This is a genomic window from Okeania sp. KiyG1, from assembly GCF_014132355.1.
Taxonomy (GTDB): Bacteria; Cyanobacteriota; Cyanobacteriia; order Cyanobacteriales; family Microcoleaceae; genus Okeania.
The window spans coordinates 35533-47193 of sequence record NZ_BLZO01000052.1 but is presented as its reverse complement, the minus strand read 5'-3'; the positions used below and the strand labels follow the sequence as shown (position 1 = coordinate 47193).

At 36.7% G+C, this 11661-nt stretch carries 10 protein-coding genes; 6 read left to right on the top strand and 4 right to left on the bottom strand.

What is annotated here, in order from left to right; all coding sequences use genetic code 11:
- The 5 genes from fusA to SAGCYANO_RS09460 all read left to right on the top strand — a co-directional run.
- A partial coding sequence (fusA, locus tag SAGCYANO_RS09480; RefSeq protein ID WP_202219841.1) for an elongation factor G occupies window positions 1–1569 on the top strand: 1569 nt, incomplete at its 5' end.
- Between the two features lie 506 nt (window positions 1570–2075).
- The gene (gene tuf, locus SAGCYANO_RS09475) at window positions 2076–3305 is read left to right on the top strand and encodes an elongation factor Tu (RefSeq protein WP_202219840.1); all 1230 of its coding nucleotides are present in this window, start codon (window positions 2076–2078) and stop codon (window positions 3303–3305) included.
- 74 nt (window positions 3306–3379) lie between these two features.
- Window positions 3380–3523, top strand: a complete 144-nt coding sequence (locus SAGCYANO_RS09470) for a hypothetical protein (RefSeq protein ID WP_202219839.1) — start codon at window positions 3380–3382, stop codon at window positions 3521–3523.
- Window positions 3524–3725: 202 nt separating this feature from the next.
- Window positions 3726–4034: a 30S ribosomal protein S10 gene (gene rpsJ / locus SAGCYANO_RS09465; RefSeq protein ID WP_202219847.1), complete on the top strand. Its 309-nt coding sequence runs from the start codon at window positions 3726–3728 to the stop codon at window positions 4032–4034.
- Between the two features lie 526 nt (window positions 4035–4560).
- Window positions 4561–5199 carry an LON peptidase substrate-binding domain-containing protein gene (locus SAGCYANO_RS09460; protein WP_202219838.1) on the top strand — a complete coding sequence of 213 codons (639 nt, stop codon included), beginning with the start codon at window positions 4561–4563 and terminating at the stop codon, window positions 5197–5199.
- 322 nt (window positions 5200–5521) lie between these two features.
- Here SAGCYANO_RS09460 and SAGCYANO_RS09455 read toward each other — a convergent pair whose 3' ends face one another.
- Window positions 5522–6073, bottom strand: a complete 552-nt coding sequence (locus SAGCYANO_RS09455) for a DUF1997 domain-containing protein (protein WP_202219837.1) — start codon at window positions 6071–6073, stop codon at window positions 5522–5524.
- Window positions 6074–6626: 553 nt separating this feature from the next.
- Entirely contained in the window at window positions 6627–7217 is a 591-nt protein-coding gene (locus SAGCYANO_RS09450) for a DUF1997 domain-containing protein (protein WP_202219836.1), read from the bottom strand.
- A 612-nt stretch (window positions 7218–7829) separates the two neighbouring features.
- On the opposite strand from SAGCYANO_RS09450, the gene pheA reads away from it, so the two are divergent.
- Entirely contained in the window at window positions 7830–8720 is an 891-nt protein-coding gene (pheA, locus tag SAGCYANO_RS09445) for a prephenate dehydratase (RefSeq protein ID WP_202219835.1), read from the top strand.
- Between the two features lie 1353 nt (window positions 8721–10073).
- On the opposite strand, the gene SAGCYANO_RS09440 is transcribed toward pheA, so the two are convergent.
- Complete coding sequence (locus SAGCYANO_RS09440; RefSeq protein ID WP_202219834.1) at window positions 10074–11129, bottom strand: glycosyltransferase family 4 protein; 1056 nt, start codon at window positions 11127–11129, stop codon at window positions 10074–10076.
- A gap of 206 nt (window positions 11130–11335) precedes the next feature.
- Window positions 11336–11509 (bottom strand): hypothetical protein, encoded by a 174-nt coding sequence (locus SAGCYANO_RS44470; protein ID WP_237396013.1) that lies wholly within the window; start codon window positions 11507–11509, stop codon window positions 11336–11338.
- Window positions 11510–11661 lie beyond the last annotated feature (152 nt).

Sequence of the window (11661 nt, the reverse complement as noted above, 5' to 3'; positions counted from 1 at the left end):
AATGAATTTAGGGGAATTGTAGATTTGGTGGGGATGAAAGCTTTTATCTACACCAATGACCTGGGAACAGATATTAAAGAAACGGAAATTCCAGCAGAAGTAGAAGAGTTAGCTCAAGAATATCGTCTTAAGTTAGTTGAGTCAGTGGCGGAAATTAATGATGCTCTGACAGAAAAGTACCTTGAAGGTGAGGAGTTAACAGCAGAGGACATTCTTCAAGGTCTACGTCAAGGGACAATTGCAGGTACAATTGTACCTATGCTCTGTGGCTCTGCTTTCAAAAACAAAGGCGTTCAGCTTTTATTGGATGCAGTGGTAAATTATTTACCAGCTCCTACAGAAGTTCCAGCAATTCAAGGAACTCTACCAGATGGAGAATTGGATACTAGGCTATCAGATGATGAGGCACCTCTATCAGCTCTGGCATTCAAAATTATGTCAGATACTTATGGCCGTCTCACATTTCTTCGGGTATATTCAGGAGTCCTTGCTAAAGGTAGTTATATTCTAAATTCTACTAAAGATAAGAAAGAAAGAATTTCTCGTCTAATTGTTCTGAAAGCTGATGACAGAATAGATGTTGATGAATTGCGGGCAGGAGATTTGGGAGCAGTTGTGGGGTTGAAATATACCTTGACAGGAGATACGGTTTGTGATACAGCAAATCCAATTGTCCTAGAGTCTCTTTATGTTCCTGAGCCAGTTATATCTGTGGCTGTGGAACCGAAAACCAAACAAGATATGGAACAATTGTCTAAGGCTCTTCAAGCTCTTTCTGATGAAGACCCTACGTTCCGAGTTAGTGTTGATCCAGAAACCAATCAAACGGTAATTGCTGGTATGGGCGAACTGCACCTAGAAATCTTGGTAGATAGAATGCTTCGGGAATATAAAGTGGAAGCTAATGTGGGTCAACCACAGGTTGCTTACCGAGAGACTATTCGCCAACAGGTTCAGGCAGAGGGTAAATTTATCCGTCAAAGTGGTGGCAAAGGTCAGTATGGCCATGTAGTCGTAGAGATCGAACCAGGAGAGCTAGGTAGTGGCTTTGAGTTTGTCTCTAAAATTGTTGGAGGGACAATACCTAAAGAATTTATTAGTCCAGCAGAGCAAGGAATGAAAGAAGCTTGTGAAACAGGTGTCTTAGCTGGTTATCCATTAATAGATGTTAAGGCTACTCTGGTAGACGGATCTTACCATGATGTGGATTCTTCAGAAATGGCTTTTAAAATTGCTGGCTCTATGGCAATTCGGGAAGGTGTTACCAAGGCTTCACCTGTATTATTAGAGCCTATGATGAAAGTAGAGGTAGAAGTACCTGAAGATTTTATCGGTAATATTATTGGAGACTTGAACTCTAGAAGAGGACAAATAGAGAATCAAGAGTTAGAATCAAGTGTGGCCAAAGTGACGGCAAAGGTTCCTTTGGCAGAAATGTTTGGTTATGCTACTGACATGAGGTCAAAAACTCAAGGTCGTGGTATCTTTTCAATGGAATTTAGTAGCTACGAGGAAGTACCTCGTAATGTGGCTGAGACTATCATTGCTAAAAGCAGAGGATATGTTTAGTAGTTTGTGAAATTGTCTATTTTTAGGTTAAAATTTTAGCTTTGGGTTGAATAATGTGAAAATAAAATAGATAAGTAAATGAAAACTTACAGGTTACTAAAAAAATTTAGGTAATTGTCTAAAACCGAAGCTAACAAAGATTTAGGTAAAGGGATAGGCAGAGTTTTCAAAATTTATCTATCAACAATGGATCGAGAGGACTCCAGGTATAATCTCTAATTTACCGGGAGATGAATCGCGACCAAACAAACAATAAGCACTCCATCATTGAGGTGTTACTGCGGTTGGGCAGATCGTAGAATAAATTGACTGTGTAGGCGTACTGTCGGGGGACTGGCAACAGTCTAGATAAGTGCCATTCAAGCAGTAAACCTAAATCGTGAGGTTTGGGAATCTCCCGTTAAATCAAAGATTATAACGGGAGAGGATGTCAATATGAATCAGTGCATCCGTTTCCTAATTTAAGGGGAGCGGAATTAACAACGGAAAAAAGGAACGAGTAATTAATGGCACGCGCAAAATTTGAAAGAAATAAGCCTCACGTCAATATTGGAACTATTGGCCACGTTGACCATGGTAAGACAACTTTGACTGCTGCAATTACAATGAGTCTAGCAGCGCAAGGAAAAGCGAAGGCAAGGAATTATGCTGATATTGATGCAGCTCCAGAAGAGAAAGCACGGGGTATTACAATTAATACTGCTCATGTAGAGTATGAAACAGAAGACCGTCACTATGCTCATGTTGATTGTCCTGGACACGCTGACTATGTAAAAAATATGATTACAGGTGCAGCTCAAATGGACGGTGCAATTCTAGTAGTTTCTGCTGCTGATGGCCCAATGCCTCAAACTCGCGAACATATTCTATTGGCCAAGCAGGTAGGGGTTCCTAATATAGTTGTTTTCCTCAACAAGCAAGATATGGTGGATGATGAGGAACTTTTGGAGCTGGTTGAACTGGAAGTTCGGGAACTTTTAAGTGACTATGATTTTGATGGAGATAATATTCCTATCGCTGCTGGTTCTGCTTTACAGGCGGTAGAAGCATTAACAGCTAACCCAGGCATCGGAAAGGGTGAAAATGAGTGGGTAGATAAAATTCTCGCTCTGATGGATGAGGTTGATGGGTATATTCCTACACCAGAACGTGATGTTGATAAGCCTTTCCTCATGGCGGTAGAGGACGTATTCTCTATTACTGGTCGTGGTACTGTAGCTACAGGCCGGATTGAGCGTGGTAAGGTCAAAGTTGGTGAAACTGTGGAATTGGTAGGTATCAAAGAAACTCGTAATACTACAGTTACCGGTGTGGAAATGTTCCAGAAAATTCTGGACGAAGGAATGGCTGGTGATAATGTGGGATTACTACTGCGTGGTATGCAGAAAGATGATATTCAACGTGGTATGGTTTTGGCCAAACCAGGTTCTATCACTCCCCACAAAAAATTTGAATCAGAAGTATATGTTCTGAAAAAGGAAGAAGGAGGACGTCATACACCTTTCTTCCCAAATTATCGCCCTCAATTCTACATCCGGACAACAGATGTGACTGGTGCTATTGAGTCTTTTACTGCTGATGATGGTAGTGCGGCAGAAATGGTAATGCCTGGTGACCGGATTAAAATGACAGTTGGACTAATTAACCCAGTGGCAATTGAACAAGGTATGCGTTTTGCCATTCGTGAGGGTGGGAGGACTATTGGCGCTGGTGTTGTTTCTAAGATTATAGAGTAGAACAACTTTCTCAAAGATATAAGTGGCAGAAAAGTACATATATAAATAGATATTTGCTTTTCTGCTGCTTATTAATGAAGGAAGAAGGAAGAAGGAAGAGGGAAGAAGCGGTGCGACCCCGCGACGACGCCAGTCGCAAGGGAATGCGCACCAAGAGAGGAAGAAGGGTAGAGATTGAAAAAAAAGGAGAAACCGATAGAGATGACTATCTAAAATGAATTAGAGCAGCTATTTTTAACTATATTGAGTTTATATCTACCTTTTTGTGCATTTTGGATAAGCTATCTTTAAACATTTCCGTGATCAAAATAACTTCTGGCTTCTGACTTCATTAAAGTCTATTGCTGGTTAAGAAAACTAGCAATTGATAATTGAAAACTAAAAAATCTGAACCTAGAAAATTAAAGAGAAATGGCCACAATTCAACAGCAAAAAATTCGTATTCGTCTCAAGGCATTTGACCGCCGTTTACTAGATACATCTTGTGAAAAAATTGTAGATACAGCAAATAGAACGGGAGCCACAGCAATTGGGCCAATACCTTTGCCCACAAAACGACGCATTTATTGTCTATTGCGATCGCCTCACGTTGATAAAGATTCACGAGAACACTTTGAAACTAGGACACATCGTAGAATTATAGATATTTATCAACCTTCATCAAAAACAATTGATGCGCTGATGAAACTTGACTTACCAGCAGGTGTAGATATTGAAGTGAAGTTATAGCAAAATTAGTCCATGGGTAGTTGGTAGTCTAGAATTATTGAATGTACCCATGGCCTACAGTTATCCCTCGGACTTATATTGAAGTAGCACTCAGCACTCAGCTATCAGCAATCAGCTTCTAGTTGCGTGTATAATAGGGGATTAAAACCTCCATAAAAGGCGCACCACGCGCTTTTTCAAATAAGCGTGGGACTTAAACCCTTGAATTTTTAGGCTCCAGCTAAATACTGTTTGCGTTTGCGTAGCATTCTGTAGGAAAGCACTCCGGAACGGAAAAGCTGATAGCTAGTTAACGATTTTAATTATTTGATCCCGAACAACATAAGAACGAACTAATCTGTAAGGACGTTGTATGCAAAGTCCCTAACTGTTCCCTATTCCCTAAGTACGAAAACTATAGCTAAATTTACCAACTCCCAAAAATCTTAAAATCAAAAATAGTAAGCCCATAGATATCTAAAGAATAGAAAAATCAGCTAAAGTATAAGAAGTATTAAGAACCAAAACTTTATTTTAATAATGAAAGATGGCATCCTCTTCTGTAGCTGTTCGAGAACTTCCCCTATTTCCACTACCAGAAGTAGTATTATTTCCTGGTAGACCCCTACCACTACATATCTTTGAATTTCGCTATAGAATTATGATGAATACAGTTCTAGAAAGCGATAGTAGATTTGGAATTTTGATGTGGGATTCTACTCAAGACCGAGTTGTGGCCACTGGATGTTGCGCTAAAATTGAAAACTACCAACGCTTACCTGATGATCGGATGAAGATTTTGACAGTAGGCGAGCAAAGATTTAGAGTTTTAGACACAATTAGAGAGAAACCTTATCTAGTTGGTTTAGTTGAGTGGATAGAAGATAATTCTTCAGAAAATACTCTGGGAGAATTAGCAAATCAAGTTGAAGCTCTGCTAAAAGATGTAGTTCATCTTTCAGGTAAACTTATGGATCAGAGTATAGAATTACCAACTGATATTCCTAGTTTACCAAAAGAATTGTCATATTGGGTGGCTAGCAATCTTTATGGAGTAGCAACTGAACAGCAAGCTCTTTTGGAGATGCAGGATACTGCTACTAGGTTAGAGAGAGAAGTAGAAATTCTCACATCTACTAGGAATCATCTTGCAGCTAGAACTGTTCTGAAAGATACTTTAAAATAAACTGTAGCATTGATGTTGTAAATTCAAGGCTTTTGTTTAGAGGAAGTTATTAATAGAATATATAGCCTAATATATTGGTAGTGGGAAGCACGGAAGCTACTTAATTGTAGTTTCTGACTCACTTCCTCAATCTAATTTTTCCATCAGCTTTCTGATACCAAGTGTGAAAAAAGAATGTTACAAATAGTTTCGCTCCTTTAGATGTGAAATTACTGTAGTGTCAAAGTTTTGACTCCTAAAAATATTACTTTTAACTTTTAACTTTTGACTTTTGACTTCCATGAAACGGTATGACAAGGTCATCAAGTACTTTTTGAGTAAACTAAGCAGCTAGTAAACTCCTCTCTTCTGACTTTGCCCAGTTGCTATAGTCTAATAATAATTTATGCATCAATCCTTTCTTCATTTTGAGTAAAATACTACCTAATAAATTATTACCTGTAGATAGCAAAATTGATTTGGGTATTTTGTTGAAAGGAGCAGGTAAAAATATTTGTAAGGCTAACTCTACTTTTCCCTCTAGAATAGTTTTATTCTGAATTTTGGTAGGCTGCATTGTACCATTGAGATTCAATTGAAAATGTTCATTAATCATTTCAATCCCTTTAAGTTCACAACCAACAGACTTTAATTTGACTACTCCTTCAGAAGTTGTCAAAATTTTCATGTCGATAATTGGTTCAATTTTCAACATAAAGAATTTGAGAGGCTTCATTTTCAAACGATATGTATCGTTAGTTAATTTTTCTATACAATTAGGGTTTGCTAGAACTTCTACAATACGTTGTGGTTGACTTAAATAACTGTGAATACTTATAGACTGCTCTGGAACAGGTATATTGACAGATTGGGATGCAAAAAAATTATTATACATAGTAGCTAGTAAAAGTAACTTTTATTAAAACTATTAATTAGGGTTTGCTTATGGAAAGTCTTTTGCTGGGGTAGGAGACAGGAGACAACCCACCCCTAACCCCTCCCAACCCACCCCTAACCCCTCCCAGGAGGGGAGGGGAAGACAGGAGACAGGAGCGAGGAGTAAGAATTGTCAATTTGGGATTTTTCTGCCCAACTATGAGCCTAAAATACGCTCCTTTTTGAGCGTTTTAGACTGAAACAGGCGCACTGCAATTCGACCCCAAAAAGGCACTTGTCTTTATATGTCAATGCTTTTAGATTTAATCAGCAAGCCCTAATTACCTTATATTAGAAGATATTAAGTATTGTAACAACTTCTGTCAAGCTTGAGTGGAGAGAACTAAATACCGTTTCACCGAAGTTAAAAGTCAGGCATCGAGTGCGTAATTCTGAGGTTTCCTCAAAATGTAAGACGCACATCTGACAGTCAAAAGTTATTCATTAAGATTTTATAGAAGCTCAAAACTTTGATGCTACAGTAATTTATTTTGAAAGTGAATTGGTATAAATTAAACTGCCTGACTACCAGGAGATAAAACTGAACCTTGTTCGCTATGTGTTAATATTTCAGTTTCATCACAAGCCCATTTATGATAATCAGCTAATAGTTGATGGGTCAATCTTTGCTTAATTGTCATTAATACACTTTTCAGTAAACCATTACCAGTTGTTTCTAAAACTGGTAGAGGTGTTAACCATAATGGAGGGGGTAATTCTACCTTAACTTCTAAATCTGCATTGCCTTTGAGATGAGTAACTCCTTTAATTTGGTAGGTTTGGAGAATACCAACTAGATTGAGGGCAAAACGCTGATTAATATATTCTACGCCACGAATTTCACAACCCTCTGACTTTAAGTAAATTGTGCCATTAGCACTCACCCAAACCCGTATATCTACAGTTGGTTGAATAGTTAACATCATAAAGTGTAGTGGACGCATTTTGAGGCGGAAGCTATCTTTGTCTAATTGCTCCAATCTTGTTGGATCTACTAAAGCATTGACTAGGCGCTTCGGTTGACGAAGATAATGATGAATAGGAACTTGTTGTTCAACTACGGGAATATTTACAGATTGGGATGCGGTAAATCTAGTAATCATTATTTGTATAAAAGATAAATAAAAATAAATATTTTAATATCTAAATTTTATGAAATCTTCACATTTATTCATGTGACTTGGATCATACTGAAGTATTTACTCAAGTTTAGTCATTCTCCAGCAGGGGATTTAGGTAAAATTGAGTAATTCTAGTCATCATAATGGTTAATGGATGAGAACTGATTAAAGAAATGTAACGTAATTTTACGAAGTGTAACTTATTCAATTTTATAGAAAAGAAATTGGGTTTATAGCAGAAGAAAGAAGGAAGAAGGAAGAAGGAAGAAGGAAGAAGGAAAAATCTGGCGTTGTCTGGGTTTTTAAGCTTTTGATATGTCCTAACCTTTACTTCGACTGCTATAACTAGCTATAAGCATTTTCCGTACCGGAATGCTCTACAAACAGTACGCAGCTTTCAGCGCGCTAAAAGCTTGGGTTTAAATTCCCGACTTCTATAACTCGCTTAATTTTAGGAGGGTCGCGTATCCCCTTTCCGTTCCGGAATGCTCCACAAACGCCCAAAGCTGACTGTTAAACGCTGAAATACTTTTAGTTCCACATTCCGGAGCGAAACTATTTTTAATCTAAAATCTAAAAGAAAATGGAGATTCTATGACCATATCAATTGCACATCTTGGCCCCGCTGGTACTAATGCCGAGACAGCAGCAGTGGCATTTACTAATAAACTGAGTCAGTTTGGTCAAAAATCTTTTCTGTGTCCATATCCTAGTATTGCTCAAACTTTATGGGCAGTTTCTCAAGGGGAAGTTAATTTGGCAGTTGTACCTGTAGAAAATTCTATTGAAGGGAGTGTTACTGTTACTCTGGATACGCTTTGGCAATTGGACTCTTTAGAGATTCAAACAGCATTAATCTTGCCTATTTCTCATGGGTTAATATCATTAGCTGATAGTTTTGAGGAGATTAAAACTGTTTATTCTCATCCACAAGCTTTAGCTCAATGTCAAGGTTGGTTAGAAAAATTTTTGCCACAAGTACAGCAAATTCCTGATAATTCTACTGCAGAAGCATTGCGACATTTAGGTAAGGACCGGAGTGCCGCAGCGATCGCTTCTCAAAGAGCGGCTGAACTTTATCAATTACCTATATTAGCTTATCCAATTAATGATTATCCTGACAATTATACTCGTTTTTGGGTATTGAAAGAAGGATGTACAGAAATAGATAATTCTGATTTAAAACTAATAATTAATGGGATAAATCAACCGGGAAGTTATGTTTTTATTTCTCTAGGTTTTAGTGTTCCTGAAAATGTACCAGGAGCTTTAGTGAAGCCTTTGGAAGTATTTGCTAAAAGGGGAATTAATATGAGTAGAATAGAGTCTCGTCCTACGAAGCGATCGCTAGGGGATTATTTATTTTTTATTGATATAGAAACTAAGAATAATGATAATTTGATAACAATGGCAATAGAGGAGTTGAAGACCTATACGGAAACTCTAAAAATATTTGGCAGTTATAGGATTATGGCACTGAATTAAAAGATATCTTAAATAATTAATAATTAATAATTAATAATTAATAATTACCTCTTCTTTTCAAGGAGAGGATTGACGCGGTAGGGAAAATTTTTTCTTCTCTTGGTCGATTGGATATGGCGAGGAGACCCGCTCTTATCAGAGCCGCTCCGCTAACGCCATCCCATCCTACGGAATGCTGCGCAAACGACCGCTTTTTTCTCCTTTAAAGGAGAGGCTTTAAACTTTAATTATTGGGTAATTGGTACATTGCCGATAAAATATCAGTTTTTTTACTTAAAATATTTTGTTTTCAAAGATAGTCAATGATGTCTCTTTGATTAAGAAATAAATGATATTTAAGTGATTTATTATGACCAAAAAATCAGGTTTCAAGCTGTAAGCATTCCGGAGGAAATGCTTACTTCAAGTTTGCTCTTTTAAGGTAAGGAAATAAAAAAGAAAATTATGCATCTTCTCCCCTGCCTATTGCAGGAATTACTGATAGTGTAACTCCTCTGTCAAGAGGCTAACTTTTAAAGTAGTTCTTCCGGAGGAGGTTAACTGATAACTGATAACTGAATTGACTCCTGATTCCTGTAAAAAGTCTCACTATTTGTAGCAAATATTTATCCAATGGGTATAGTATTTTCAAATAATATTTCAATAATTTAGAATTTAGAATTAAGAATTAATAATTACCTCTCCTTTAAAAGAAGAGGATTGAGTCAAAGGAAATTTTTTCTTCTCTTGGTCGATTGGATATGACGAGGAGACCTCGCCATCCCTCGACCGCTTTTTATCTCCTTAAAAGGGGAGGCTTTATACCACAATTTTTCAGTAAATATAGATTGAGGTTTTTTCCCAGAAAAAAAGTGCTGTTTTGAGTCCTTTATATCCTGGTGTTTGCTACTATTTATAGCGTTTTTCACAAATAAAAATAGACTATAAAACTTCTACCCTCTGCCTTCTGCCTTTAAGTCAAAATCTCTCTATTCTATGTTAATGAAAACTGCTATATAACTTATCATACCAATTTTAAAAAATAATGTTACGAATAATAAGAGCAATTAAAATAGTTTATAAGAGATACTTAATGGACTAAAAAGATAAATTCAGACCTAAAATTTGCCATTAAAGCCATTCCCATACGACTCCTGAATTCCCTTCCCCTCCTGGGAGGGGTTAGGGTGGGTTGACTCCTAAGAAATACCCTAGTGCAGGATGGCAGAAATAACTAACCAGTTACAAAATCCTAAAAGCCTTACCAATCAATACTTTTAACTTTTAACTTTTAACTTTTAGCTTTTAACTTTTGACTTCCGCGTAGCGACACTAGCTATTTTTAGTAAACATTTACCAAATTGGCATAACTTATTAAATTACATTTTGCAGAACAACAAGCAGACGTTGAATTTGTTTTTCCCAAGTCAAGTCTTGCATAATACTAACAGCAGTTTTGCTCCTAAGTTGAGCATCTTCTCGGTCAAAATAAACCTTTTCTAACATTTCTACTACTTCTTCAACATCAGATTCTCCCCAACCATCTACACCTGGAAATTGTGGAGTAGGTTTCACAGAATTTTGATTATGTAAGGGATAACAATGAGAGTTATTAATAATATCTAAATGCCCAGTATTAGCAGAAATAATTGTTGGGATACCACAGGCAAGACTTTCCATTGCAACAAGATTTGTACCGCCTTCGCAGCGATTTGTAAATACAGCCACATCAGCTTCTCGTAATATTTGTCCTACCATATAATTAGGAATCGGACCAACATCAATAACTGCATTGCTAGGAATTTCATTTTCTAGTAACCATTGAGTAATTTGTAAACGTTTATTTTGACTAATTTTCGGTAATCCTACAACATTTCCAGTTTGCTCAATTCCTACCATAAATTGAGGCCAGAAGTTATGCCAAGCTGTAATTAATAGTGCTTTTGGATAACGTTTTTGGAAGATTTTAAAAGCTGCTATGACAATATCTTGACCTTTACGATATTCTAGTTTTCCACCAGAAAAAACAACAAAGCGATCGCTAAAAATATTAGATTTAGGTGCGGGATGAAAAATTGTTTGGTCAATGCCTTGTAAAATTTTTTGTACGGGTTTGATACCATTAGTTTCTAGAATTTTGGTATTCCAGGTAGATCCGGTAATAATCAAATCATAAGCTTTAGAGCGATTAATTTGTTCTGAGGTAAATTGAGTATTTTCTGAGAAAATAATTCCGATTAATACCCTTTTTTCAGAAATTTTATTGGTTGGAGAATTATTATCTAGCAAATTTTTTAAGTTGTCTTTAACTTGCTTAAATACATTATGCCAATCTCCAATTTTTGCCTGTCTAAATAATCTCATTGTGGGATACCAAGGACTATCTTCCCGGTCTATTAACCAGCGCCAGTCAGAATCAAAATTTAACATTACCCAAACTGGTTTTCCTAATGCTCCTGCTAAGTGAGCAATAACTGTATCTATTGTAATTACTAAATCTAATTGTTTTATTGCTGCTACTGTATCAGCTAGGTCATTAAAAGATGAGCCTAAATTATGAATTTTAGTTTGAGAGTTAAGCCATTCTAAATCTGTGGAAGAGACTTCTTTTTGTAAAATGTAAAAATTGACTGTATCTATATTAATAATTGCTTGTAAATATTCAACTGGGCAAGAACGTATTTGACTGGTTTTGTTGGTACTATTTGTTTGCCAACATATTTACTCTGACGAAATAATCTCATTGTGGGATACCAAGGACTATCTTCCCGGTCTATTAACCAGCGCCAGTCAGAATCAAAATTTAACATTACCCAAACTGGTTTTCCTAATGCTCCTGCTAAGTGAGCAATAACTGTATCTATTGTAATTACTAAATCTAATTGTTTTATTGCTGCTACTGTATCAGCTAGGTCATTAAAAGATGAGCCTAAATTATGAATTTTAGTTTGAGAGTTAAGCC

What these genes read in the sequence shown, in the direction of transcription:
- tuf (WP_202219840.1), top strand. Translation starts at nt 2,076, where the DNA reads ATGGCACGCGCAAAATTTGAAAGAAATAAGCCTCACGTCAATATTGGA.
- SAGCYANO_RS09470 (WP_202219839.1), top strand. Translation starts at nt 3,380, where the DNA reads ATGAAGGAAGAAGGAAGAAGGAAGAGGGAAGAAGCGGTGCGACCCCGC.
- SAGCYANO_RS09460 (WP_202219838.1), top strand. Translation starts at nt 4,561, where the DNA reads ATGGCATCCTCTTCTGTAGCTGTTCGAGAACTTCCCCTATTTCCACTA.
- SAGCYANO_RS09455 (WP_202219837.1), bottom strand. Translation starts at nt 6,073, where the DNA reads ATGTATAATAATTTTTTTGCATCCCAATCTGTCAATATACCTGTTCCA.
- SAGCYANO_RS09450 (WP_202219836.1), bottom strand. Translation starts at nt 7,217, where the DNA reads ATGATTACTAGATTTACCGCATCCCAATCTGTAAATATTCCCGTAGTT.
- pheA (WP_202219835.1), top strand. Translation starts at nt 7,830, where the DNA reads ATGACCATATCAATTGCACATCTTGGCCCCGCTGGTACTAATGCCGAG.
- SAGCYANO_RS09440 (WP_202219834.1), bottom strand. Translation starts at nt 11,129, where the DNA reads ATGTTAAATTTTGATTCTGACTGGCGCTGGTTAATAGACCGGGAAGAT.
- SAGCYANO_RS44470 (WP_237396013.1), bottom strand. Translation starts at nt 11,509, where the DNA reads ATGTTAAATTTTGATTCTGACTGGCGCTGGTTAATAGACCGGGAAGAT.